Consider the following 23,734-nt stretch of genomic DNA (forward strand, 5'->3'; position numbering starts at 1 on the left):
AGTACAGGTCAGATTCAACTGGCCAAGCAAGCTGATGGGAGAGGACTGAATGAGCAATGACGGCGTCAACGCAGGCCGGCGCCGCTTCCTCGTAGCCGCGACATCCGTGGTCGGGGCAGCGGGGGCAGTGGGGGCTGCGGTACCGTTCGTGGGGTCATGGTTTCCCAGTGCCAAGGCAAAGGCTGCCGGCGCACCGGTGAAGGTCAATATCGCCAAGGTTGAGCCAGGGCAGCAGATGGTTGCCGAGTGGCGTGGCCAGCCGGTGTTCATTGTACGGCGAACGCCAGAGATCCTTGGCAACCTGAAAAAGATCGAAGGTGACCTGTCCGACCCTGAATCCAAGAACTCGGTGCAGCCGACCTATGTCGACCCCGAAGTACGCTCTATCAAGCCGGAAATTCTCATTCTCGTCGGCCTTTGCACTCACCTGGGTTGCTCCCCGACCTTCCGCCCAGAAGTGGCGCCCGCAGACCTCGGCCCCAAGTGGGTTGGCGGCTATTTCTGCCCCTGCCACGGCTCCCACTACGACCTGGCGGGCCGTGTCTACAAATCGCAGCCTGCACCTTTGAACCTGCCAGTGCCGCCGCATTCCTATGAGTCCGACGACATAGTCGTCATCGGCGTCGACCAGGAGAAAGCATGATGAGCAAATTCATGGACTGGATTGACGCTCGCTTCCCCGCCACCAAGATGTGGGAAGACCACCTGAGCAAGTATTACGCGCCCAAGAACTTCAACTTCTTGTACTTCTTCGGCTCCCTGGCCCTACTGGTGCTGGTCAACCAGATCGTTACGGGCGTTTGGCTGACCATGAGTTTCACGCCCTCGGCCGAAGAGGCCTTCGCCTCGGTCGAGTACATCATGCGTGATGTCGAATACGGCTGGATTTTACGCTACATGCACTCCACCGGTGCTTCGGCGTTCTTCATCGTGGTGTACCTGCACATGTTCCGCGGCCTGCTCTACGGCTCTTATCAGAAGCCCCGTGAGCTGGTTTGGCTGTTCGGTATGCTGATCTACCTGGCACTGATGGCCGAAGCCTTCATGGGCTACCTACTGCCTTGGGGCCAGATGTCGTACTGGGGCGCGCAAGTGATCATTTCATTGTTCGGTGCCATCCCGGTGATCGGTGGTGACCTGACGCAATGGATCCGCGGCGATTATCTGATCTCTGGGATCACTCTGAACCGCTTCTTCGCGCTGCATGTGGTGGCGTTGCCAATCGTCATCCTCGGCCTGGTCGTACTGCACATCCTGGCGCTCCACGAGGTGGGCTCGAACAACCCTGATGGGGTGGATATCAAAAAGAAAAAGGATGAGAACGGCATCCCGCTCGATGGCATTCCTTTCCACCCTTACTACACCGTCAAGGATATCGTCGGGGTGGTGGTGTTCTTGTTCGTGTTCTGCGCCGTGGTGTTCTTCTTCCCGGAAATGGGTGGGTACTTCCTGGAAAAACCGAACTTCGAGCAAGCAAACGCGTTCAAGACCCCGGAGCATATTGCGCCCGTGTGGTACTTCACTCCGTTCTACGCAATCCTGCGAGCGGTGCCTGACAAGCTGATGGGTGTAATCGCAATGGGTGCCGCGATCGCCGTGCTGTTCGTGCTGCCCTGGCTCGACCGCAGCCCGGTGCGTTCAATGCGCTACAAAGGTTGGATCAGCAAGGTCTTCCTGCTGGTGTTCTGCGTTTCCTTCGTCATCCTCGGCATTCTCGGCGTCCAGGCGCCTACCCCTGGACGCACCTTACTGTCGCAGGTGTGTACGGTGCTGTACTTCGCCTACTTCCTGTTGATGCCGTTCTACACAAGGCTTGAGAAGACCAAACCGGTTCCGGAAAGGGTGACTGGCTGATGAAAAAGTTGATTGCAGTACTGTTGCTGGCAGTGATGCCTGCCTTTTCCTTCGCTGCAGAGACCGGCCTTGAGCTGGACAAGGTCGACATCGACCTGGCCGACAAGGCAGCCATGCAAGACGGTGCTCGGACCTTCGCCAACTATTGCATGGGCTGCCACAGCGCCAAGTTCCAGCGTTACGAGCGAGTGGCCGATGACTTGGGCATTCCCCATGAACTGATGCTCGAAAAGCTGGTGTTCACGGGGGCCAAAATCGGTGACCACATGCAGATCGGGATGCAGCCCAACGATGCCAAGACCTGGTTCGGTGCTGCCCCGCCTGATTTGACATTGGTCGCGCGGGTACGCGGTACTGACTGGCTGTACACCTACCTTCGCAGCTTCTATGAAGATCCATCGCGTCCATATGGCGTAAACAACAAGGTATTCCCGAACGTGGGCATGCCTAATGTATTGGTTGGCCTGCAGGGTAATCAGGTAGTTGGCTGCAAGCAGGTGCAGATGGTGGCCGATGGCAAGAAGCAATATGACCCATTGACCGGCAGCCCATTGACCCACGAAGCCTGTGACCAGCTGACCATTACGCCGAATTCCGGTACCCTGAGCACCGAGCAGTTCGACGAGAAGGTCAAGAACCTGGTGACCTTCCTGGCCTATTCGGCCAACCCGGTCAAACTGGAAAGCCAGCGCATCGGTACCTATGTGTTGCTGTACCTGGCTTTCTTCTTCGTATTCGCCTATTTGCTCAAGCGCGAATATTGGAAGGACGTGCATTGATCACGCAGTAATTTCTGGTAGTTGAACGCGCCCCTCGAGCCCTGGCAATTCTGCCAGGGTTCCAGGGGCGCGTTTTCATTTAGAGTGTTACAAGCATCCCCTGCGAGGAGGCGCTACATGGGCGCAACCAACCGGTTAGCCTGCTATTCCGATCCTGCTGACCATTATTCTCATCGCGTGCGTCTGGTGCTCGCCGAGAAGGGTGTCACCGTGCAGGTCATCGATGTCGACCCTGCGCGGCTGCCGCCCAAGCTGGCAGAAGTGAATCCTTACGGCAGTTTGCCGACCTTGGTCGATCGTGACCTTGCTCTGTATGAGCCAACCGTGGTGATGGAATACCTCGAGGAGCGTTATCCACATCCGCCATTGATGCCCGTCTACCCGGTAGCGCGGGGTAATAGCCGGCTGTTGATGCATCGCATACAGCGGGATTGGTGTGCCTTGGCTGATACCATTCTCGACCCGCGTAGCGCTGCGCCAGCCCGCACCGATGCGCGCAAGGCGTTGCGCGAAAGCCTGACCGGTGTCTCGCCGTTGTTCGCCGAGTTCGCCTGTTTCATGAGCGAGGAGCAAAGCCTGGTTGACTGTTGTCTACTGCCCATACTATGGCGTTTGCCGGTGATGGGCATCGAGTTGCCGCGGCAAGCAAAGCCGCTGCTGGATTACATGGAGCGACAATTCGCCCGCGAGCCTTTCGTGGCGAGCCTGTCTTCCGTTGAACGTGAAATGCGCAAGCTTTAAGGAGCCGTTGATGAACTCCAGTCGCCCCTATCTGGTTAGAGCCCTGTACGAGTGGATCGTCGACAACGATTGCACCCCTCATATGCTGGTCAATGCCGAGTTTCCGGCTGTCCAAGTGCCGCAGGGCTTCGCCAGTGATGGCCAGATCGTGCTGAACATCTCGCCCAGTGCAGTGCGTAACCTGCACATGGATAACGACGCCGTGAGCTTCGAAGGGCGTTTCAGTGGCGTATCCCATTCCTTGTTCGTACCGGCCGGTGCCATTCTGGGTATCTACGCCCGGGAGAACGGCCAAGGCATGGTATTCGAACTGGAGCCGCCATTGATGGATGACGATGAGCAGGCAGATGATAGCGTCGAGCCTGACGACGATGGCCCGCCGGAGGGTGGTGGCCAGCCACCGCGTCCAAGCGGGCGCCCCAGCCTGAAGGTGGTCAAGTAACAAAAAAGGCGACCCGTGTGGGTCGCCTTTTTTATCGCTGCGTCGGGTTCAAAGGTCGCTGATGGTGCGCACCTGATCGCGGTTGATGCGGGTACGCTTACCGTCAAGCTGCTTGAATTCGTAGAAGCCAGTGTCTTTCTCGAATTGTGGCGTGTCAACGGCTTGGATCTCACGGCCGTCGTTCAAAGTGATCACGCTTGGGGTCGAGCAGCCGGCGAGGGTGGCGAGGCTGCCGAGCAGAAGAGCGGGCAGCAGAAGCTTGTTCATTGCGTATTTCCTTTGGACCTAGGTGTATTCAGGTTGCTGCTGCGGGCCCGTTGCCGTTGAGCCCGCCCCCTGCGTTTGTGCATGCCAAACGCAGGGCGGGGTTTTCTGAGAAAGATTCCGGTTCAAGACGAGCCGATGGTCAGTCGATGTACTCGAAGAGTTTGACGATCTTCTGCACGCCCGAAACGCCCTGCACCACGGCCGTGGCGGAGTTGGCCTCCTGCTGGGTCACCAGGCCAAGCAAGTAGACGATGCCATTCTCGGTGATCACTTTGATCCGCGAGCTGGGTACGGCATTGTCAGTGAGCATCTGGGCCTTGATCTTGGTGGTCAGCCAGGCGTCGTTGTTGCGCGCCAGGATGGAGGAGGGCTGCATGACTTGCAGCTCGTTGTGTACCCGTTTGACTCGCTGAACCTGGCTGGCGGTTTGTTCGGCCAGGCTCTTGAGGTCGGCGCGTGGAGTCTGCCCGGCAAGCAGAACAACCCCGTTGTAGCTGCTGACAACGATGTGCGAGCCCTTGTCCAGGTCAGGGCTGGCCTTGGCAATGTTCACCGAAGCCTTGGTTTCGATCAGCGAGTCGTCGATCTTGCTGCCGATGGTGCGCGTGCCACGATCGTCCTCAATGGGCGAATTGCGAGTAGAGGTCAGCACCGAGCTGCAGCCGGTGACGCTTAGGCACAGGGTCAGGGCCATCAGGCCGAGGCGTATGGGGGTCATTCTTCACTCCCGAACAGTTGGCTGTCGATCAGGTCGCACAGGCAATGGATCGCCAGCAGGTGGACTTCCTGGATACGTGCGGTGACGCTGGACGGAACGCGGATTTCCACGTCCTCTGGCAGCAGCAGTGATGCCATGCCGCCGCCATCACGCCCGGTCAATGCTACGACAATCATTTCGCGATCATGTGCGGCCTGGATCGCTTGAATCACGTTGGCAGAATTGCCGCTGGTCGAAATCGCCAGCAGCACATCCCCGGGCTGGCCAAGGGCGCGTATCTGCTTGGAGAAGATTTCGTTGTAGCTGTAGTCGTTGGCGATCGAGGTGAGCGTCGAACTGTCGGTGGTCAGAGCGATGGCCGGCAGGCTCGGGCGCTCGCGCTCGAAGCGGTTGAGCAGTTCCGAAGAAAAATGCTGGGCGTCGCCGGCCGAGCCGCCGTTGCCGCAGGCGAGCATCTTGCCCTCGTTGAGCAGCGCATTGACCATGACCAGGCTTGCCTGCTCGATGTGCGGTGCCAGGATGTCCATTGCCTGTTGCTTGGTGTCGATGCTGGCCTGAAACAGCCGGCGAATTCGGGATTGCATGTCCATCTGGTGACCTTAAGTGGGGCGGTGGCCTTTGCGACGCGCAACAAGGGCCAGCCCGCGAAACGTAGAGCAAGAAAACAAAGTGGGTTCAGCATTCGAAGGCGTTTTTCAGCCATTGAAGCGGCCTGCCGGCATGCTGGCTGCCCTGCAGGGCGACAACGTCGAAGCGGCAGGGGTGATCGGCCCAGCGGGGCTCCTTCTGCAGGAACGAAGTGGCGGCGAGCACCAGCCGTTTCTGCTTGCGCCCGTCAATGCTGCCGAGGGCGCCACCGAAGCCCGCATGTAGCCGATAGCGGACTTCGACGAATACTACTGTATCGGCATCGAGCATGACCAGATCAAGCTCGCCGCCTTTGCACCGCCAATTGCGCGCCAGCAGTTTCAAGCCTTGCCCTTGAAGGTGTTCAAGGGCCTGGGCTTCTGCTGCCTGGCCAGCGCTGCCGGGCGATGCACGGTGCATCAGCGTGAGGTGTCCGGCAGGCGCTTGACCTGGCCGCCGGAGAACTCGGCCCACGGCAGTTGGCGCTCGACGCGCTGGTTTGCATTGATGCTGAGGCTGCCAGACAGGCCTTGTACACGGTTGTCCGGCAGTGCCTTGAGCTGGCCCAGGCGAGGCGCCAGGCTGTAGGCATCAACGCCCATGGCGTACAGGCGGCCCAGGCTTCCTGCGGCTTGAGGCCACTGCTGCACTACCTGCTGGCGCAGGCTGTTGCTGGTGTCGAGCAGCCACGGCGTTTCGCAGAAGCGAATGCCGTTCATGTCGTTGTACTGGTTCACGTCACCGCTGGCGCTGTACAGATTCGAGGTGGCGTAGACCGGCACGTCGCCAGCGTACTGGAAGTTCAGGGTGGGTTTGATTTGCTGCGCCTGCTGCGGAGTAGAGGCGAGGAAGATGAAATCGATGTCCTGGCGGCGCGACGGCTGCGCGGCGATGTTGCCACCAACCGTACTTTGCAGGCTCTGGGCGCGGCCTTCACTCTGGCGCAGTTGGAACAGGTTGGCGATCTGCTGGGCCAGGGCTACTGGTTGCGCGATACGTTCAGCAGCGACGATGGTACCGCCATTGCCTTCCCAGTCCTGACGGAAAGCGGCCAGCACTCGGTCGCCCCACTCACCGCTCGGCACCAGGGCTGCGGCTCGGACCAAGCCATCGGCACGGGCGCGGCGTGACACTTCGCGCGCTTCGTCTTCGGCAGCCAGACCGAATTGGAATAGTTGCGGCGGCGCCTTTTGGCCTGCGTCGGCGTAGTTCAGGGCCAGGGTGGTGATTGGCAGCTGAGGGTTGCCGGCAAGTTGCTTGACCAACGGCTTTTCCAGCGGGCCGACAACCAACTGTACGCCGTCCGCCTGGGCCTGGCGATAGAAGGCGTCCAGCGAGCCAATACGCGAGCTGTCATAGACCTGAACCGCCGGCGCTTGCCCGCCGGCCTGCTGAGCCTGGAAGTGGGCGGCCATGAAGCCGTCACGCAAGGCACGGGCAACGCCCGCCAACGGGCCTTCCTGAGGCAGGAGCAGGGCGATTTTGGTCAGTGGCTGGCTAGCCAGCTCTTTGAGTTTGGTCAGCGCCGTGGGTAGCTGCTTGGCGGCTGGGTGATCAGGGTGCTGCTGGCGCCAGGCATCGATGGCAGCCTGTTGCTGCTCTAGGGTGCCCGCGCTTTTGACGGCCAGCGCGAGACTGGTCCAGCCGGCCAGTACGGCGTTGTTGGCAGGTTGCTGCAGCTGTTCGGCTGGTAACGAGGCGACCAGGGCCCAGATCGCATCGTTGTTGGCGCTGGCGGCTTCGGCGCTTAGCAGTGCGCCGAGCAATACCCGTTGCTGAGCCGCTGCCAGGGACTGGCCGTCTGCCTCGAGGGCGGCGGCGTGGACGCTGTAGGTGCGCACCTGCTGCTGCTCAGGCAGCTCTGCGATGTGCTGCAAGCTTGGGTGGGACAAGGCGGCCAGGGCGGCCTTGGGCTGATTGCGGCTCATGGCCAGTTCCGCGCCCAGGGTGGCGGCGAAAATCTGCTGTGCCGGCTTGAGCGTGTCCATCGGCACCTGCTCGAGGATGCGTGCGGCGCGTGGGAAGTCCTTCTGCTTGTAGGCCAGGTCGGCAGCGCTCAGGCGCAGCAGAGCCGCATCCTCGGCGGATTTGCTGTTGTCGGCCTTTTCGAGCAGTTGCTCGATGCTGGCATCGGGGGTGCGTGGCAGTTCGCCCAGGCTGGATGAGGGCGAACTGGCACAAGCTGCCAGCAGAGCAGCGAAGCAGAGGGCTGTTAACAGCCGCAGGCAAGCGATCATGTAATGGTCCTGTTACTCGATCAAGTTGGCCGGCAATTGTACCCAAGCAGTGGCCAGGGCGCGATCCGCCGTTAGCGAAACCTTCACTATAGGCGCCAGGGTGACGGCTGCCGATGAAGTTCTTTGCGCCCTGTTGCTGGTGCTCGGGCTACAATGGCGCCTTTGATCCGAAAGGCAGGGTGTGTGCAGTGACTGATGTGGCCGGGACTTCGAAATCCACCGTGGGGACGCTTTACGTGGTCGCGACCCCTATCGGCAATCTGGACGATATGAGTGCAAGGGCGCTCAAGGTGCTGGCCGATGTCTCCCTGATCGCCGCCGAGGACACCCGCCACTCGGTTCGTCTGCTGCAACATTTCGGTATCGATACGCCCCTGGCGGCTTGTCATGAGCACAACGAGCGCGATGAAGGCGGTCGCTTCATCACCAAGTTGCTGGCAGGCGAAGATGTGGCGCTGGTGTCCGATGCTGGAACACCGTTGATTTCCGACCCCGGCTACCATTTGGTGCGTCAGGCGCGGGCGGCGGGTGTCAGCGTAGTGCCGGTGCCTGGGGCGTGCGCGCTGATTGCCGCGCTGTCCGCTGCGGGCCTGCCGTCGGATCGTTTCATCTTCGAGGGTTTTCTGCCGGCCAAAGCTGCTGGGCGCCGGGCGCGCCTGGAGCAAGTACGGGAGGAGCCGCGCACCCTGATCTTCTACGAGGCGCCGCACCGCATCCTGGAGTGCCTGGAAGACATGGAGTTGGTGTTCGGTGGTGATCGTCCGGCGCTGCTGGCCCGCGAGCTGACCAAAACCTTCGAAACCCTCAAAGGCCTGCCGCTGGCCGACCTGCGTGCTTTCGTCGCCGCTGATAGCAACCAGCAGCGGGGCGAGTGCGTTGTGCTGGTAGGTGGCTGGACGGCGCCTGAAGGGGAGCAGACGATCAGTGCTGAGGCGCAGCGTGTACTGGACTTGCTGCTGGCCGAACTGCCGCTGAAAAGAGCCGCAGCATTGGCGGCAGAAATTACCGGCGTACGTAAGAATCTGCTTTATCAGGCCGCCCTCGATAAACAGAAAACCCAGTAGTGGCTTTATGACATAGTTCACGGTATTGCTTGTTCTTGCGCGCGCGTGCCGTTAACCTTGTCGGCGGAGAGTCGATTGGACAGTCGCTGCCGTCTTTTGTTCCGCAAAAGATCGGGGGAGGAAAGTCCGGGCTCCACAGGGCAGAGTGCCAGGTAACGCCTGGGAGGCGCGAGCCTACGGAAAGTGCCACAGAAAACAACCGCCTAAGCACTTCGGTGCCGGTAAGGGTGAAAAGGTGCGGTAAGAGCGCACCGCGCGGCTGGCAACAGTCCGTGGCTAGGTAAACCCCACTCGGAGCAAGACCAAATAGGGTTCCATCAGGCGTGGCCCGCGTCGGAACCGGGTAGGTTGCTAGAGGCGTCCAGTGATGGCCGTCGTAGAGGAATGACTGTCCTCGACAAAACCCGGCTTACAGATCGACTCTCCACCTCTTCACTTCCTGCTTGAATCGATAGCAGATCCCTCTGGGTAATACCAAAAAGATCTTACTCTTAATAAATTACTTTAACTTCGAACGGCATCCGTTTGAGTGGGTTTGATTTTGCTCGTGTTTTTTTCTTCCTGGCAGTCCTTCCTGGTTGCTTTGTTGCGCTAAATCTCGGTCCTGTAAGGGTTTTCCTTATGAACGTGCCTTGACGGTGCAGCGGGCGGATTCCTATAGTGTGCGCAAGTGGCAGAAAGTGGGATGAAGTGGGTTTTCCCACCCAAAAAAGATAACATTGTGGGGGATCGCTACCGTGTTTCGCGGAGCCAACGCCGTTAGTCTCGATGCCAAGGGCCGTCTCGCCATGCCGAGCCGGTATCGTGACGAGCTCGATTCGCGGTGCAATGGTCAGCTGATCGTAACCATCGACGCAGTCGACCCCTGCTTATGTGTTTATCCCCTCGATGAGTGGGAGCAGATAGAAGCCAAGTTGCGCGCCTTGCCATCGTTACGTGAGGAAAACCGCCGCCTGCAGCGCTTGCTGATCGGCAATGCGGTTGATCTGGAGCTCGATGGCAGTGGCCGCTTTCTGGTGCCGCCCCGCCTGCGTGAGTACGCCAAGCTGGACAAGAAGGCGATGCTGGTAGGGCAACTGAACAAATTCCAGCTGTGGGATGAGGATGCCTGGAACGCGGTTTCGGCAGCCGATCTTGCAGCTATCCAACAACCGGGCGCCATGCCCGACGATTTGCGTGACCTGATCCTGTGACCATAGATAGCGGCTTCAACCACATCACCGTCCTGCTCGATGAAGCTGTCGAGGCATTGGCCCTGCGCGCCGACGGTTGCTATCTCGACGGCACCTTCGGGCGCGGCGGTCATAGCCGCCTGATCCTCAGTAAGCTTGGGCCGCAAGGGCGGCTGCTGGGCTTCGACAAAGATCCTCAAGCGATTGCCACTGGGCAAGCGCTGGCGGCCGAAGACGGCCGCTTTGTCATTGTGCAGCGCAGTTTTGCAGAGCTGGGCGCGGAAGTGGCCGAGCGCGGCCTCGCGGGCAAAGTCAGTGGCATCCTGCTGGACCTGGGCGTTTCATCGCCTCAGTTGGATGACCCCGAGCGCGGCTTCAGCTTCCTTAATGATGGCCCGTTGGACATGCGCATGAACCCTGGCCAAGGCATCAGTGCTGCTGAGTTCATTGCCACTGCGTCTGCCGAAGAAATCGCCCGTGTGTTCAAAGAATACGGCGAAGAGCGCTTTGCCGGGCGCATGGCGCGCGCTGTGGTCGAGCGTCGCGAGAAGCAGCCTTTCACTCGCACCGCTGACTTGGCTGAAGTGCTAAAGGTCGCCAACCCTGCCTGGGAAAAGGGCAAGAACCCGGCAACCCGTGCCTTCCAAGGGCTGCGCATCCACGTCAACAACGAATTGGGTGATCTGGAAGCTGGCCTGGACGCTGCGCTCGATGCCTTGGAAGTGGGCGGCCGCCTGGCGGTCATCAGCTTCCACTCTCTGGAAGACCGCATCGTCAAACTGTTCATGCGCAAGCTGGTCAAGGGCGAAGCTGATAATTTGCCGCGCAACCTGCCCGTACAGCACAAGGCATTCGAGCCAAAGATCAAGCTGATCGGCAAGGCTCAATTTGCCAGCGAAGCCGAACTCAAGGCCAACCCGCGGTCGCGCAGCGCCGTGATGCGAGTGGCGGAGAAACTTCGGTGAGCCGGCTCCATGACAAGCCTTTGCCAGGCGGAAGCTTCCTGATGCTTCTGTTGTTTGTCGGCGTTCTGGTTTCGGCGATTGCCGTGTCCTACAGCGCCCACTGGAATCGTCAGTTGCTCAACACCCTGTACGGCGAGTTGAACGAGCGGGACAAAGCCCAGGCCGAGTGGGGCCGGTTGATCCTCGAGCAAAGCACCTGGACCGCTTCCAGCCGTATCGAGAACCTGGCGTCCGACCAGTTGAAGATGCGCGTGCCTGCCGCTGACGAAGTGCGGATGGTATCGCCATGATGAAGCTCGAAGGCGCTCTCTACCCTTGGCGCTTCCGGGTAGTGGTGGGTTTGCTGGCACTGATGGTTGGCGCGATCTGCTGGCGCATCATCGACTTGCAGGTAGTGGACCGTGACTTCCTCAAGGGGCAGGGCGATGCGCGCAGCCTGCGACACATCCCTATCCCTGCGCATCGTGGCCTGATCACCGACCGCAACGGCGAGCCGCTGGCTGTCAGTACCCCGGTGACAACCCTATGGGCCAACCCCAAGGAGATGCAGGCATCCAAGGACCGCTGGCCGCAGCTGGCTGCAGCGCTGGGGCAGAGCGCCAAGCAACTGGACGAGCGCCTGACCCAGCAGGCCAACAAGGAATTCATCTACCTGGTCCGGGGCCTGACCCCTGAGCAGGGCCAGCACGTGCTCGACCTTAAAGTGCCGGGTGTCTACGGGCTGGAAGAGTTCCGCCGCTTCTATCCTGCCGGTGACGTGACCGCGCACATGGTCGGCTTCACCGACCTCGACGACCACGGCCGCGAAGGCGTGGAACTGGCCTATGACGAATGGCTGGCCGGCGTACCTGGCAAGCGGCAGGTGATCAAGGACCGTCGCGGCCGTTTGATCAAGGATATCCAGGTCACCAAGAACGCCAAGGCCGGTAAGACCCTGGCATTGTCGATCGACCTGCGCCTGCAGTATCTGGCCACCCGCGAACTGCGCAATGCCATCGCCGAACAGGACGCCAAGGCCGGCAGCCTGGTGATCATGGACGTCAAGACCGGCGAAGTGCTGGCCATGGTCAACCAGCCCACCTACAACCCCAACAACCGTCGCAGCATGTTCCCGGCAGCCATGCGCAATCGCGCGATCATCGACGTGTTCGAGCCGGGCTCTACGGTCAAACCGATCTCGATGAGTGCTGCGCTTGAAAGCGGCCGCTGGAAGCCGACCGACAAGGTCGAGGTCTATCCGGGCAGCTTGCAGATTGGCCGTTACACCATCAAGGACGTTTCCAGAAGCGAGGGCCCGATCCTCGACCTGACTGGCATTCTGATCAACTCCTCCAACGTCGGCATGAGCAAGATCGCATTCGATATCGGCGGTGAAGCCATTTATCGAGTGATGTCCCAGGTCGGTCTGGGCCAATACACCGGCCTCGGCTTCCCAGGCGAGCGTGTGGGTAACCTGCCTAACCACCGTGAGTGGCGCAAGGCCGAGACCGCGACTCTGTCCTATGGCTATGGTGTCTCGGTCACTGCCTTGCAGCTGGTGCACGCTTACGCGGCGCTGGCCAACGACGGCAAGATGGTGCCGCTGTCGATTCTCAAGGTGGACAAAACGCCAGAGGCGGTGCAAGCCATACCCAAGGACACCGCCAAAACCATTCAGGGCATGCTGCAGCAGGTGATCGAAGCGCCGCGCGGCGTGTTCCGCGCTCAAGTGCCGTTCTATCACGTGGCTGGCAAATCTGGTACGGCCCGTAAAGCGACCGTTGGCTCCAAGGGTTATACCGAGAACGCCTACCGCTCGCTGTTCGCAGGCTTCGGCCCGATGAGCGACCCGCGTTATGCCATCGTCGTGGTCATCGACGAGCCTGGCAAGGGCGGCTACTTCGGCGGTCTGGTATCGGCTCCGGTCTTCAGCAAGGTCATGTCGGGCACCCTGCGCCTGATGAACGTGCCGCCAGATAACCTGCCGCCGCCAAGCGACCCGCAGCAGGCCAGTGCAGTACCCGCCAAGGGAGGGCGTGGATGATGACGATGCCATTGAGCAAACTGTTCGCCCACGCCAGCCGTGACCCGCTCATCCGTGAGCTGACCCTGGACAGCCGTCAGGTGCGCCAGGGTGATCTGTTCCTGGCTGTGCCAGGGGCCAAGGTCGATGGCCGTGAGCACATTGCCGACGCGCTGTCGCGTGGGGCCGCGGCTGTCGCTTATGAGGAGCAGGGCGCCAACGTGCTGCCGCTCACCGATGTACCGTTGATTCCGGTCAAGGGCCTGATCGGCCAGCTATCGCAGATTGCCGGGCGCTTTTACGGCGAACCGAGCCGCCAGCTGAACCTGGTAGGCGTGACCGGCACCAACGGCAAGACCAGTGTCACGCAGCTGGTGGCTCAGGCGCTCGATGCCCTGGGCCAGCGCTGCGGCCTGATCGGTACGCTGGGAACCGGTTTTTATGGCGAGCTGCAAAGCGGCAGGCTGACCACGCCTGACCCGATCGCCGTACAGTCGACGCTGTACGACCTCAAGAAGGGCGGGGCCAAGGCCGTGGCCATGGAGGTTTCTTCCCATGCCCTGGAGCAAGGCCGGGTCGCTGCGTTGGAGTTCGACATCGCGGTCATGACCAACCTGTCCCGCGACCACCTGGACTACCACGGCAGCATGCAGGCTTACGAGGCCGCCAAAGCCAAGCTGTTCGCCTGGCCAAGCCTGCGTTGCCAGGTCGTGAATCTGGATGACGATTTTGGCCGCCGCCTGGCTGAAGACTTTGCCCGCCGCCCGAGTGTGGAACATATCGAAACCCGGCTGCTCAGCTACAGCCTTGAAAATCCAGACGCTTCGCTGTTCTGCCGCCAGGCGCAGTTCGATGATGATGGCGTGCGCGCGGTCCTCGTCACTGCACAGGGGGAACGGGTGCTGCGTAGCCAGTTGCTGGGTCGCTTTAACCTCAGCAACATGCTTGCGGCGGTGGCCACGCTGATGGCGTTGGATTTCTCGCTGGACGAGATTCTCAAGGTCACGCCACAACTGCAGGGCCCTGTTGGTCGAATGCAGCGACTGGGAGGCGGCGACAAGCCGCTGGTGGTGGTCGATTACGCGCACACCCCGGACGCCCTGGAAAAGGTCCTCGAAGCCTTGCGCCCACATGCTCACGGCAAACTGCTGTGCCTGTTTGGCTGCGGTGGTGACCGTGACCGCGGCAAGCGCCCATTGATGGCCGAGGTGGCCGAGCGCCTGGCTGACCGCGTCGTGGTCACCGACGACAACCCGCGTACCGAAGACCCGCTGCGCATCTTCGACGATATTCGCCCCGGTTTCACCACCCCAACTAGCGTCGAGTTCGTTGCGGGTCGGGGCGATGCCATCGCTCACTTGATTGCCACTGCGGCGGCCGATGACGTGATCGTCCTGGCCGGCAAAGGGCATGAGGATTACCAGGAGATCCATGGCCAGCGCCACGAGTTCTCCGACCTGATCGAAGCCGACAAGGCACTGGCAGCCTGGGAGGCTCCGCATGCTTAAGCCTATGACCCTCAGCCAGTTGACCGGTGCGTTGAATGCACGCTTGATAGGCGCCGACGCGACCTTTACAGGTGTCAGCATCGACAGCCGCAGCGTTGCTCCTGGCCAGCTCTTCGTCGCCCTGACCGGGCCACGTTTCGATGGCCATGACTACCTGGCGGACGTAACGGCCAAAGGCGCCGTGGCGGCTTTGGTCGAGCGCGAAATCGTCGATGTCGCGCTGCCTCAGCTGCTGGTCGCCGACTGCCGCGTTGCACTTGGCCAGCTTGCAGCCCTGAACCGCGCGGCATTCGACAAGCCGGTCGTTGCTATCACGGGCTCCAGCGGCAAGACCACGGTCAAGGAAATGCTCGCCAGCATTCTGCGCACTCGCGGGTTGGTGCACGCCACCCGGGGCAACCTTAACAACGACCTAGGCGCCCCTTTGACGCTGTTGGAAATCGCGCCTGAACACAGCGCTGCGGTGATCGAACTGGGCGCTTCGCGCATCGGCGAAATCCGCTACACCGTGGGCCTGACCCAGCCGCATGTGGTGATCATCAATAATGCTGGCACTGCCCACGTGGGCGAATTCGGTGGCCCTGAAAAGATCGTCGAAGCCAAAGGCGAGATTCTAGAAGGCCTGGGCGAGGGCGGCACCGCCATCCTCAATCTGGCCGACAAGGCGTTCGAAATCTGGCGCAAGCGTGCAGGCGATCACCGTATTTTCACCTTCGCACTGGATAACCCACAGGCCGACTTCCACGCCAGCGAAATCGGCTGCGACGCCCGTGGTTGCCCGTCTTTCACCCTGCATGGCCCAGAAGGCAGCGTGCCGGTGCAACTCAACCTGCTGGGCACTCACAACGTCAGCAATGCGCTGGCCGCCGCCGCCGCTGCCCACGCCGTTGGTCTGAGCCTGAGCGGTATCGCTGCAGGGCTCAATGCCGTGCAACCGGTCAAGGGCCGCACCGTGGTGCAGATCGCGCCCAATGGGGTGCGGGTCATCGATGACAGCTACAACGCAAATCCCACCTCGATGTGCGCGGCCATTGATATACTCGCCAGCTTTTCCGGGCGCACCGTTCTGGTGCTCGGGGATATCGGCGAATTGGGTCAGTGGGCGGAGGAAGGCCACCGGCAGGTGGGCGACTATGCACGCGGTAAGGTGGATGCCGTTTATGCAACGGGCTCCAACATGGCTCATGCGGTCAAGGCGTTCGGCGCCGATGGCCGTCATTTCGCTACTCAAGCTGAACTGATCGATGCCGTTCGCGCAGAGACTGCCAGCGACACCACAATCTTGATCAAGGGCTCGCGCAGCGCTGCGATGGAAAACGTCGTGGCGGCATTGTGCGGTGCCAGCGGGGAGAAACATTAATGCTGCTGCTGTTGGCCGAGTATCTGCAACAGTTCTATAAGGGCTTCGCAGTCTTTCAGTACCTGTCCCTGCGCGGGATTCTTGGCGTGCTGACTGCGTTGTCGCTGGCGCTGTGGCTAGGGCCGTGGATGATTCGTACCCTGCAGATTCGTCAGATCGGGCAGGCCGTTCGTAACGACGGCCCGCAATCGCACCTGTCCAAATCCGGCACCCCGACCATGGGTGGCGCTTTGATTCTGTCTGCAATCGGCGTCAGCACCCTGTTGTGGGCCGACCTGTCCAATCGCTACGTGTGGACCGTGCTGATCGTCACCCTGCTGTTCGGTGCCATTGGCTGGGTGGACGACTACCGTAAGGTGATCGAAAAGAACTCCCGTGGCTTGCCGAGCCGCTGGAAGTATTTCTGGCAATCGGTGTTCGGTCTTGGCGCGGCGCTGTTCCTGTACATGACTGCGCCTACCAGCGTAGAAACCACGCTGATCGTACCGTTTCTCAAAGACGTCACCATCCCATTGGGTGTCGGCTTCGTGGTACTGACCTATTTCGTCATCGTCGGCTCCAGCAACGCGGTCAACCTGACCGATGGCCTGGATGGCCTGGCGATCATGCCGACCGTGATGGTCGGTGGTGCCTTGGGCATCTTCTGCTACCTCTCGGGTAACGTGAAGTTCGCCGAATACCTGCTGATCCCTTACGTACCAGGTTCGGGCGAGCTGATCGTGTTCTGCGGTGCGCTGATCGGTGCTGGCCTTGGCTTTTTGTGGTTCAACACCTACCCGGCTCAGGTGTTCATGGGCGACGTCGGCGCACTGGCCCTGGGCGCAGCCTTGGGCACCATCGCGGTGATCGTGCGTCAGGAAATCGTGTTGTTCATCATGGGCGGCATCTTCGTGATGGAAACCTTGTCGGTGGTGATCCAGGTTGCCTCGTTCAAGCTCACCGGCAAGCGTGTGTTCCGCATGGCGCCGATTCACCATCACTTTGAACTCAAGGGCTGGCCTGAGCCACGCGTGATCGTCCGTTTCTGGATCATCACCGTGATTCTGGTTCTGATCGGCCTCGCCACCCTGAAACTGAGGTAGAAAAGCGTGTCATTGATCGCTTCCGACCAATTCCGCATCGTTGTCGGCCTCGGCAAGAGCGGCATGTCCCTGGTTCGCTTCCTGGCGAGCCGGGGCATCGCCTTTGCGGTCGCCGACACCCGCGAACAACCGCCGGAACTGGAAACCCTGCGCCGTGATTACCCGCAGGTGGAAGTACGTTGTGGTGAACTGGACGTGGACTTCCTGTGCCGCGCCAATGAGCTGTACGTGAGCCCTGGCCTGGCCTTGGCCACCCCAGCCCTGCAGCAGGCTGCCGCACGTGGCGTGCAGCTGTCGGGTGACATCGAGCTATTCGCACGCCACGCCAAGGCGCCGATCGTGGCGATCAGCGGTTCCAATGCCAAAAGCACCGTGACCACCCTGGTTGGCGACATGGCCGCCAAAGCCGGAAAGCGGGTGGCCGTAGGCGGCAACCTGGGTACCCCGGCATTGGATCTGCTCAGCGATGACGTGGAGCTTTACGTGCTGGAACTGTCGAGCTTCCAACTGGAAACCACCGACCAGCTCAACGCCGAAGTTGCCACCGTGTTGAACATCAGCGAAGACCACATGGACCGCTACAGTGGGCTGCCTGCCTATCACCTGGCCAAGCACAGGATCTTCCGCGGCGCCCGTCAGGTCGTGGTAAACCGCCAGGATGCTCTGAGCCGGCCGCTGCCGGTAGAGGGCCGTCCCTGCTTCACCTTCGGCCTTAATCAACCCGACTTCAAAGCGTTCGGCCTGCGTGAAGTCGACGGCGAGAAGTACCTGGCCTATGAATTCCAAGCGCTGCTGCCTGTACGCGAATTGAAGATCCGCGGCGCTCACAACCACAGCAACGCTCTGGCGGCTTTGGCGCTGGGGCATGCTGCTGGCCTGCCGTTCGCACCGATGCTTGAGGCGCTGCGTGAGTTCAAGGGGCTGGCCCATCGCTGCCAGTGGGTCCGTGAGCGCAATGGCGTGAACTGGTACGACGACTCCAAAGCTACCAACGTCGGTGCTGCATTGGCGGCGATCGAGGGCCTGGGCGCGGATATCGATGGCAAGCTGGTGCTGATTGCAGGTGGCGACGGCAAGGGGGCAGACTTTGCCGCCCTGCGCGAGCCTGTCGAGCGTTACTGCCGTGCCGTGGTGCTGCTGGGCCGCGATGCCGAGCGCCTGGCCCAGGCACTGGGTGAAGGCATACCGCTGGTGCGTGTTCAGACCCTGGGCGAGGCCGTTGAGCAATGCGCCCAACTGGCACAGGCAGGTGATGCCGTGCTGCTGTCGCCTGCGTGCGCCAGCCTCGACATGTTCAAGAATTTCGAAGAGCGTGGGCGCCTGTTCGCCCAGGCGGCGGGGGAGCTGGCATGATTTTCGGCATCCTCAAACCTTACCCGTCGCCGCTGATCAGCGGCCGTGGCATCGACCTGGACTTCCCGCTGCTGGCCGGTTGCCTGGCGCTGCTTGGCCTGGGCTTGGTAATGATCACCTCGGCGTCGTCCGAGGTGGCCGCCGTGCAGTCGGGGAACCCGCTCTACCATATGTTCCGTCACTTGGTTTACGTGTTCCTCGGGCTTGTAGCCTGCGGCGCGACCATGATGGTGCCGATCGCCACCTGGCAGCGCATGGGCTTCACGATGCTGCTGGGTGCCTTCGGCTTGCTGGTGCTGGTGCTGGTGCCTGGGATTGGCCGTGAGGTCAACGGCTCGATGCGCTGGATCGGTTTCAGCTTCTTCAACGTACAGCCATCGGAAATCGCCAAGGTCTTCGTGGTTATCTACCTGGCCGGGTACCTGGTGCGCCGGCAGACCGAAGTGCGCGAAACCTGGATGGGCTTCTTCAAACCTTTCATCGTGCTGTTGCCAATGGCCGCGCTGCTGCTGATGGAGCCAGACTTCGGTGCGACCGTAGTCATGATGGGGGCCGCCGCTGCCATGTTGTTCCTAGGGGGAGTGGGGCTATTTCGCTTCAGCCTGATGGTGGTACTGGCGGTGCTCGCGGTGTTCGTGCTGGTTCAGGCGCAGCCCTACCGGATGGCACGCTTGATTACCTTCACCGACCCTTGGTCCGACCAGTTCGGGTCCGGCTACCAGCTGACCCAGGCGCTGATCGCCTTCGGCCGCGGCGAGTGGTTGGGCGTTGGCCTGGGTAATAGCGTGCAGAAGCAGTTCTACCTGCCTGAAGCGCACACCGACTTCGTGTTCTCGGTGCTGGCTGAAGAGCTGGGAGTGGTCGGCTCGCTGGTCACCATCGCGCTGTTCGTCTTCGTGACGGTGCGTGCGCTGTACATTGGCCTCTGGGCCGAGAAGGCCAAGCAGTTCTTCGCCGCGTACATGGCGTTCGGCCTGGCGTTTCTGTGGATCGGTCAGTTCCTGATCAACATTGGCGTGAACGTCGGCCTGCTGCCGACCAAGGGCCTGACCTTACCATTCCTCAGTTATGGGGGCTCCTCGCTGGTGATCTGCTGTGCCTGCGTGGGCTTGCTGTTGCGCATCGAATGGGAGAGCCGCACGCACCTGGGCAGCGAGGAGCACGAGTTCAAAGAAAGCGATTTTGCCGAGGAGACCAGTCATGGCCGCTGACGGCAGGCACGTGCTGATCATGGCTGGCGGTACTGGGGGCCACGTGTTCCCGGCCCTGGCCTGCGCCCGCGAGTTCCAGGCGCGTGGTTACATCGTGCACTGGCTGGGCACTCCACGGGGTATCGAGAACGAACTGGTCCCGCAAGCAGGCCTGCCTTTACATCTGATCCAGGTAAGTGGCCTGCGTGGCAAAGGCAAGCTGTCGCTGCTCAAAGCGCCGTTCACCCTGGTCAAGGCCGTGCTGCAGGCAATGCGCATCGTGCGCCAGCTCAAGCCTGTCTGCGTGGTCGGCTTCGGCGGTTATGTGACCGGGCCGGGCGGTGTGGCCGCGCGGCTGTGCGGGGTGCCGCTGGTGATCCACGAGCAGAACGCCCGTGCCGGCACCACCAACCGCCTGCTGCTGCCGCTGGCTGCACGGGTGTGCGAAGCCTTCCCAGCGACCTTCGGCGCCAGCGAGAAACTGCGCACCACCGGCAATCCGGTGCGCCCAGAGCTCTTCATGGATGCCCAGCGCGCGCCGCTGGCCGAGCGCCGTGCACGCCTGCTGGTCATGGGTGGCAGCCTGGGGGCCGAACCTTTGAACAAACTGTTGCCCAAGGCCCTGTCCGAAGTTCCCGCGAGCCTGCGCCCGGAAGTATTCCACCAGGCCGGCAAGCACCATGCGCCCGCCACAGCCGAGCGCTACCGCGAAGCGGGTGTTCAGGCTCAGGTCGAACCGTTCATCAAAGACATGGCCCATGCCTACGGCTGGGCCGATATCGTGGTCTGCCGGGCCGGTGCCCTGACCGTGAGCGAACTGGCAGCCGCGGGCCTGCCTTCGATGCTGGTGCCATTGCCCCACGCCATCGACGATCACCAGACCCACAATGCTCAATATCTGGCTCGGGAGGGCGCTGCCTTCCTCATGCCACAAGCGACAACTGGCGCAGCGCAACTCGCTGAACGCCTGAACGAGGTGCTGATGCAACCCGAGAAACTCAACACCATGGCTGGCACCGCACGGCGCCTGGCCAAACCTGCTGCAACCAGCACCGTAGTCGACGTCTGCCTGGAGGTGGCCCATGGTTGAAAGCCAGAAGGCCATGCCCCAGCCGAAAATGGGCCGTATCAATCGCATCCACTTCGTCGGTATCGGTGGGGTGGGCATGTGCGGCATCGCTGAAGTGCTGTTGAACCTGGGCTATCAGGTGTCCGGCTCTGACCTCAAGGCGTCGCCGGTGACCGAGCGTCTGGAGTCGTTCGGCGCCCAGATATTTGTAGGCCACCGTGCCGAAAACGCCGCCACCGCCGATGTGCTGGTGGTGTCGAGTGCGATCAACCCGGCCAACCCGGAAGTCGCCACAGCCCTTGAACGACGCATCCCGGTGGTGCCGCGTGCCGAGATGCTGGCCGAACTGATGCGCTACCGCCACGGCGTGGCCGTGGCCGGTACCCATGGCAAGACCACCACTACCAGCCTGCTGGCCTCGGTGTTTGCCGCCGGCGGGCTGGACCCAACCTTCGTCATCGGTGGCCGCTTGACCGCTGCCGGCACCAACGCCCAGCTTGGCACCAGCCGTTATCTGATCGCCGAAGCTGACGAAAGCGATGCCAGTTTCCTGCATCTGCAGCCGATGGTTGCGGTAGTCACCAACATCGATGCCGACCACATGGCGACCTATGAAGGCGACTTCAACAAGTTGAAGAAGACCTTCGTCGAGTTCCTGCACAACCTGCCGTTCTATGGCTTGGCCGTGATGTGCCTGGATGACCCGGTGGTTCGCGAGATCCTGCCGCAGGTCAAGCGCCCGACCGTGACCTACGGCTTCAGCGACGAGGCTGACATCCGCGCCATCAACGTGCGCCAGCAGGGCATGCAAACCCACTTCACCGTGCTGCGTCGCGACCGCGAGCCGCTGGAGGTGTCGGTGAACATGCCCGGTAATCACAACGTGCTCAATGCCTTGGCCACCATCGCCATCGCCACTGACGAAGGGATCAACGATGAAGCCATCGTTCAGGGCCTGTCTGGCTTCCAGGGCGTAGGGCGACGCTTCCAGGTATACGGCGAGCTGCCTGTAGAAGGCGGCAGCGTGATGCTGGTCGACGACTATGGCCACCACCCGACCGAAGTCGCTGCAGTGATCAAAGCCGTACGCGGAGGCTGGCCAAGCCGTCGCTTGGTGATCGTCTACCAGCCGCACCGTTACAGCCGTACGCGCGACCTGTACGACGATTTCGTCCAGGTGCTGGGTGACGCCAATGTGCTTTTGCTGATGGAGGTCTACCCGGCCGGCGAGGAGCCGATCCCCGGTGCCGACAGCCGCCAGCTGTGCCACAGCATCCGCCAGCGCGGCAAGCTGGACCCAATCTACATCGAACGTGGCGCGGAACTGGCGCCGCTGGTCAAACCGCTGCTGCGCGCCGGTGACATCCTGCTTTGCCAGGGTGCCGGTGATGTCGGTGGCCTGGCCCCGCAACTGATGAAAAGCCCGCTGTTTGCTGGCGCCAAGCAGGAGAAGTCGAAATGACCAGCGCTTACCAACAACTGCACAGCACCCTGGACGTGAAAGCGTTCGGGCGCGTGGCCGTGCTGTACGGTGGCAAAAGCGCCGAGCGTGAAGTGTCGCTGAAGTCCGGCGCCGCTGTTATCGACGCCTTGAGCACTGCCGGTGTCGACGTGGTTGGCATCGATGTGGGCGACGATCTGCTGGCGCGCCTGCAGAACGAGAAGATCGACCGCGCCTTCATCATCCTTCACGGCCGTGGCGGTGAAGACGGCAGCATGCAGGGGCTGCTCGAGTGTCTGGGCATCCCCTATACCGGCAGCGGCATCCTCGCTTCGGCACTGGCAATGGACAAACTTCGTACCAAGCAGGTATGGCAGAGCCTGGGTATTCCTACCCCTCGCCATGCAGTACTTGGCAGCGAAAATGATTGTATTGCTGCTGGCACGGAACTGGGCTTCCCGTTGATCGTCAAACCCGCCCATGAAGGTTCGAGCATCGGCATGGCCAAGGTGAACAGCGAGCAAGAGCTGGTCGCCGCCTGGAAGGACGCTGCCCGCTACGATTCACAGGTCCTGGTCGAGCAATGGATTCACGGCCCGGAGTTCACCATCGCTGTTCTGCGTGGCCAGGTGCTGCCGCCGATCGCACTGGGTACGCCGCACGTGTTCTACGACTACGACGCCAAGTACATCGCCAATGACACCCAGTACCGCATCCCGTGCGGCCTGGACAGTGCCAAAGAGCAGGAACTGATCGACCTGACCGCGCGCGCCTGCGATGCCATCGGCATCGAAGGCTGGGGCCGGCTGGACGTGATGCAGGACGAGCAAGGCCGCTTCTGGCTGCTCGAAGTCAACACCGCACCAGGCATGACTGATCATAGCCTGGTGCCCATGGCGGCCCGCGCGGCCGGCCTGGATTTCCAGCAACTGGTGCTGGCAATCCTGGCTGAAAGCGTGGCGACGCGAGGTTAAGCACCATGCAAGGCGCAATGATACGTCAGCAGCAACCCGTTACCGGCCGCAGCAAGCCGGTGCCACGTGGTGCCAGCCGACTGGTGGCCGACGAGCCCGTATCGGCGCGCCTGCCACGGCCGAGCCTGGGTGGTCTGAAGCGTTTGTTATGGCCGATCGTGCTGGTGGCGGCTGGGTTCGGCGCCTACGAGGGTGCCATTCGCCTGATGCCCTATGCCGATCGGCCGATCACCAAGATCGATGTGCAGGGTGACCTGACCTACATCAGCCAGCAGTCGGTGCAGCAACGCATTGCACCTTACGTGGCGGCGAGCTTCTTCAGTGTCGACCTCCCGGCGATGCGCGCCGAGCTCGAGCAGATGCCCTGGATCGCCCATGCCGAAGTGCGTCGGGTGTGGCCGGACGAAGTGGTGATCCGCCTTGAAGAACAACTGCCAGTGGCGCGCTGGGGTGACGAAGCGCTGCTGAACAACCAGGGCCAAGCCTTCACTCCGCGTGAACTGGCCAATTACGAGCACTTGCCGCAGCTGGCCGGGCCGCAGCGCGCTCAACAACAAGTCATGCAGCAGTATCAGGTATTGAGCCAGATGCTGCGCCCCTTGGGCTTTTCCATCGCACGCCTGGAATTGCGCGAGCGTGGCAGCTGGTTCCTGACCACCGGTGCAAGCAGCGCCGGGCCAGGCATCGAGCTGCTGCTGGGGCGCGATCATCTGGTGGAGAAGATGCGCCGTTTCATTGCCATTTACGACAAGACACTCAAAGAGCAGATCACCAATATCGCCCGCATTGATCTGCGTTACGCCAACGGGCTTGCCGTTGGCTGGCGGGAACCGAACGCACCGACGACGGCCCAACCCGCCGTTGCGAAGAATTAGAGAGAGGCAGGACC

At 61.5% G+C, this 23,734-nt stretch carries 24 protein-coding genes and 1 other RNA gene; 20 read left to right on the forward strand and 5 right to left on the reverse strand.

Annotated elements, in window-relative coordinates:
• Positions 1–49 precede the first annotated feature (49 nt).
• The 5 genes from petA to HU725_RS04240 all read left to right on the forward strand — a co-directional run bounded on the left by petA (position 50) and on the right by HU725_RS04240 (position 3,816).
• Entirely contained in the window at positions 50–643 is a 594-nt protein-coding gene (gene petA / locus HU725_RS04220; protein WP_186477477.1) for a ubiquinol-cytochrome c reductase iron-sulfur subunit, read from the forward strand.
• Entirely contained in the window at positions 643–1,854 is a 1,212-nt protein-coding gene (locus HU725_RS04225) for a cytochrome b (protein WP_186477630.1), read from the forward strand. Before petA ends, HU725_RS04225 begins: the two co-directional genes overlap by 1 nt.
• Positions 1,854–2,633 carry a cytochrome c1 gene (locus HU725_RS04230; protein ID WP_186477478.1) on the forward strand — a complete coding sequence of 260 codons (780 nt, stop codon included), beginning with the start codon at positions 1,854–1,856 and terminating at the stop codon, positions 2,631–2,633. Before HU725_RS04225 ends, HU725_RS04230 begins: the two co-directional genes overlap by 1 nt.
• Before the next feature lie 117 nt (positions 2,634–2,750).
• A complete protein-coding gene (locus HU725_RS04235; protein ID WP_186477479.1) occupies positions 2,751–3,374 on the forward strand; it encodes a glutathione S-transferase N-terminal domain-containing protein in 624 nt (207 codons plus the stop codon).
• A gap of 10 nt (positions 3,375–3,384) precedes the next feature.
• A complete protein-coding gene (locus HU725_RS04240) occupies positions 3,385–3,816 on the forward strand; it encodes a ClpXP protease specificity-enhancing factor (RefSeq protein ID WP_060479583.1) in 432 nt (143 codons plus the stop codon).
• Positions 3,817–3,864: 48 nt separating this feature from the next.
• Here the strand turns inward: HU725_RS04240 and HU725_RS04245 are convergent, their stop codons facing one another.
• The 5 genes from HU725_RS04245 to HU725_RS04265 form a co-directional block, all read right to left on the reverse strand.
• Entirely contained in the window at positions 3,865–4,083 is a 219-nt protein-coding gene (locus HU725_RS04245) for a YgdI/YgdR family lipoprotein (RefSeq protein ID WP_060479584.1), read from the reverse strand.
• 139 nt (positions 4,084–4,222) lie between these two features.
• Entirely contained in the window at positions 4,223–4,801 is a 579-nt protein-coding gene (locus HU725_RS04250) for a BON domain-containing protein (protein WP_060479585.1), read from the reverse strand.
• A complete protein-coding gene (locus tag HU725_RS04255; protein WP_060479586.1) occupies positions 4,798–5,391 on the reverse strand; it encodes a phosphoheptose isomerase in 594 nt (197 codons plus the stop codon). Before HU725_RS04255 ends, HU725_RS04250 begins: the two co-directional genes overlap by 4 nt.
• Positions 5,392–5,476: 85 nt before the next feature.
• Positions 5,477–5,848, reverse strand: coding sequence for a YraN family protein (locus tag HU725_RS04260; RefSeq protein ID WP_186477480.1), 372 nt, complete (start codon positions 5,846–5,848; stop codon positions 5,477–5,479).
• A complete protein-coding gene (locus HU725_RS04265; protein WP_186477481.1) occupies positions 5,848–7,665 on the reverse strand; it encodes a penicillin-binding protein activator in 1,818 nt (605 codons plus the stop codon). The genes HU725_RS04260 and HU725_RS04265 overlap by 1 nt, the downstream gene beginning before the upstream one ends.
• A gap of 188 nt (positions 7,666–7,853) precedes the next feature.
• Here HU725_RS04265 and rsmI point away from each other — a divergent pair, with 188 nt between their 5' ends.
• From rsmI to HU725_RS04340, 15 genes are all read left to right on the forward strand, one after another.
• The gene (gene rsmI, locus HU725_RS04270; RefSeq protein WP_186477482.1) at positions 7,854–8,729 is read left to right on the forward strand and encodes a 16S rRNA (cytidine(1402)-2'-O)-methyltransferase; all 876 of its coding nucleotides are present in this window, start codon (positions 7,854–7,856) and stop codon (positions 8,727–8,729) included.
• A gap of 67 nt (positions 8,730–8,796) precedes the next feature.
• An RNA gene (gene rnpB / locus HU725_RS04275) (RNase P RNA component class A) lies at positions 8,797–9,157 on the forward strand.
• Positions 9,158–9,466: 309 nt separating this feature from the next.
• Positions 9,467–9,922: a division/cell wall cluster transcriptional repressor MraZ gene (mraZ, locus tag HU725_RS04280; protein ID WP_011535546.1), complete on the forward strand. Its 456-nt coding sequence runs from the start codon at positions 9,467–9,469 to the stop codon at positions 9,920–9,922.
• Positions 9,919–10,866: a 16S rRNA (cytosine(1402)-N(4))-methyltransferase RsmH gene (rsmH, locus tag HU725_RS04285; protein WP_437180310.1), complete on the forward strand. Its 948-nt coding sequence runs from the start codon at positions 9,919–9,921 to the stop codon at positions 10,864–10,866. Before mraZ ends, rsmH begins: the two co-directional genes overlap by 4 nt.
• Positions 10,863–11,156, forward strand: a complete 294-nt coding sequence (ftsL, locus tag HU725_RS04290; protein ID WP_060479591.1) for a cell division protein FtsL — start codon at positions 10,863–10,865, stop codon at positions 11,154–11,156. Before rsmH ends, ftsL begins: the two co-directional genes overlap by 4 nt.
• Positions 11,156–12,889 (forward strand): peptidoglycan D,D-transpeptidase FtsI family protein, encoded by a 1,734-nt coding sequence (locus tag HU725_RS04295; RefSeq protein WP_186477632.1) that lies wholly within the window; start codon positions 11,156–11,158, stop codon positions 12,887–12,889. Before ftsL ends, HU725_RS04295 begins: the two co-directional genes overlap by 1 nt.
• Positions 12,886–14,376 carry a UDP-N-acetylmuramoyl-L-alanyl-D-glutamate--2,6-diaminopimelate ligase gene (locus HU725_RS04300; RefSeq protein ID WP_186477483.1) on the forward strand — a complete coding sequence of 497 codons (1,491 nt, stop codon included), beginning with the start codon at positions 12,886–12,888 and terminating at the stop codon, positions 14,374–14,376. The genes HU725_RS04295 and HU725_RS04300 overlap by 4 nt, the downstream gene beginning before the upstream one ends.
• On the forward strand, positions 14,369–15,736 hold the full coding sequence (locus tag HU725_RS04305) for a UDP-N-acetylmuramoyl-tripeptide--D-alanyl-D-alanine ligase (protein ID WP_186477484.1): 1,368 nt from the start codon (positions 14,369–14,371) through the stop codon (positions 15,734–15,736). Before HU725_RS04300 ends, HU725_RS04305 begins: the two co-directional genes overlap by 8 nt.
• Positions 15,736–16,818 carry a phospho-N-acetylmuramoyl-pentapeptide-transferase gene (mraY, locus tag HU725_RS04310; RefSeq protein ID WP_186477485.1) on the forward strand — a complete coding sequence of 361 codons (1,083 nt, stop codon included), beginning with the start codon at positions 15,736–15,738 and terminating at the stop codon, positions 16,816–16,818. Before HU725_RS04305 ends, mraY begins: the two co-directional genes overlap by 1 nt.
• Before the next feature lie 6 nt (positions 16,819–16,824).
• Positions 16,825–18,171, forward strand: a complete 1,347-nt coding sequence (murD, locus tag HU725_RS04315; RefSeq protein WP_186477486.1) for a UDP-N-acetylmuramoyl-L-alanine--D-glutamate ligase — start codon at positions 16,825–16,827, stop codon at positions 18,169–18,171.
• The gene (gene ftsW, locus HU725_RS04320; protein WP_060479596.1) at positions 18,168–19,382 is read left to right on the forward strand and encodes a putative lipid II flippase FtsW; all 1,215 of its coding nucleotides are present in this window, start codon (positions 18,168–18,170) and stop codon (positions 19,380–19,382) included. Before murD ends, ftsW begins: the two co-directional genes overlap by 4 nt.
• Positions 19,372–20,451, forward strand: coding sequence for an undecaprenyldiphospho-muramoylpentapeptide beta-N-acetylglucosaminyltransferase (murG, locus tag HU725_RS04325; RefSeq protein ID WP_186477487.1), 1,080 nt, complete (start codon positions 19,372–19,374; stop codon positions 20,449–20,451). Before ftsW ends, murG begins: the two co-directional genes overlap by 11 nt.
• Positions 20,444–21,892, forward strand: coding sequence for a UDP-N-acetylmuramate--L-alanine ligase (murC, locus tag HU725_RS04330; RefSeq protein ID WP_060479598.1), 1,449 nt, complete (start codon positions 20,444–20,446; stop codon positions 21,890–21,892). The genes murG and murC overlap by 8 nt, the downstream gene beginning before the upstream one ends.
• Positions 21,889–22,845: a D-alanine--D-alanine ligase gene (locus HU725_RS04335; RefSeq protein WP_060479599.1), complete on the forward strand. Its 957-nt coding sequence runs from the start codon at positions 21,889–21,891 to the stop codon at positions 22,843–22,845. Before murC ends, HU725_RS04335 begins: the two co-directional genes overlap by 4 nt.
• A gap of 5 nt (positions 22,846–22,850) precedes the next feature.
• A complete protein-coding gene (locus HU725_RS04340; RefSeq protein WP_060479600.1) occupies positions 22,851–23,720 on the forward strand; it encodes a cell division protein FtsQ/DivIB in 870 nt (289 codons plus the stop codon).
• Positions 23,721–23,734: the final 14 nt, after the last annotated feature.

It is taken from the genome of Pseudomonas promysalinigenes (genome assembly GCF_014269025.2).
Lineage (GTDB): Bacteria > Pseudomonadota > Gammaproteobacteria > Pseudomonadales > Pseudomonadaceae > Aquipseudomonas > Aquipseudomonas promysalinigenes.

Coding starts and splice junctions, on each gene's coding strand:
- HU725_RS04305 (WP_186477484.1), top strand. CDS start 14,369: ATGCTTAAGCCTATGACCCTCAGCCAGTTGACCGGTGCGTTGAATGCA.
- mraY (WP_186477485.1), top strand. CDS start 15,736: ATGCTGCTGCTGTTGGCCGAGTATCTGCAACAGTTCTATAAGGGCTTC.
- HU725_RS04250 (WP_060479585.1), bottom strand. CDS start 4,801: ATGACCCCCATACGCCTCGGCCTGATGGCCCTGACCCTGTGCCTAAGC.
- HU725_RS04225 (WP_186477630.1), top strand. CDS start 643: ATGAGCAAATTCATGGACTGGATTGACGCTCGCTTCCCCGCCACCAAG.
- HU725_RS04255 (WP_060479586.1), bottom strand. CDS start 5,391: ATGGACATGCAATCCCGAATTCGCCGGCTGTTTCAGGCCAGCATCGAC.
- murC (WP_060479598.1), top strand. CDS start 20,444: ATGGTTGAAAGCCAGAAGGCCATGCCCCAGCCGAAAATGGGCCGTATC.
- HU725_RS04265 (WP_186477481.1), bottom strand. CDS start 7,665: ATGATCGCTTGCCTGCGGCTGTTAACAGCCCTCTGCTTCGCTGCTCTG.
- petA (WP_186477477.1), top strand. CDS start 50: ATGAGCAATGACGGCGTCAACGCAGGCCGGCGCCGCTTCCTCGTAGCC.
- murG (WP_186477487.1), top strand. CDS start 19,372: ATGGCCGCTGACGGCAGGCACGTGCTGATCATGGCTGGCGGTACTGGG.
- ftsW (WP_060479596.1), top strand. CDS start 18,168: ATGATTTTCGGCATCCTCAAACCTTACCCGTCGCCGCTGATCAGCGGC.
- HU725_RS04245 (WP_060479584.1), bottom strand. CDS start 4,083: ATGAACAAGCTTCTGCTGCCCGCTCTTCTGCTCGGCAGCCTCGCCACC.
- HU725_RS04240 (WP_060479583.1), top strand. CDS start 3,385: ATGAACTCCAGTCGCCCCTATCTGGTTAGAGCCCTGTACGAGTGGATC.
- HU725_RS04260 (WP_186477480.1), bottom strand. CDS start 5,848: ATGCACCGTGCATCGCCCGGCAGCGCTGGCCAGGCAGCAGAAGCCCAG.
- HU725_RS04295 (WP_186477632.1), top strand. CDS start 11,156: ATGAAGCTCGAAGGCGCTCTCTACCCTTGGCGCTTCCGGGTAGTGGTG.
- HU725_RS04230 (WP_186477478.1), top strand. CDS start 1,854: ATGAAAAAGTTGATTGCAGTACTGTTGCTGGCAGTGATGCCTGCCTTT.
- HU725_RS04335 (WP_060479599.1), top strand. CDS start 21,889: ATGACCAGCGCTTACCAACAACTGCACAGCACCCTGGACGTGAAAGCG.
- HU725_RS04235 (WP_186477479.1), top strand. CDS start 2,751: ATGGGCGCAACCAACCGGTTAGCCTGCTATTCCGATCCTGCTGACCAT.
- HU725_RS04340 (WP_060479600.1), top strand. CDS start 22,851: ATGCAAGGCGCAATGATACGTCAGCAGCAACCCGTTACCGGCCGCAGC.
- HU725_RS04300 (WP_186477483.1), top strand. CDS start 12,886: ATGATGACGATGCCATTGAGCAAACTGTTCGCCCACGCCAGCCGTGAC.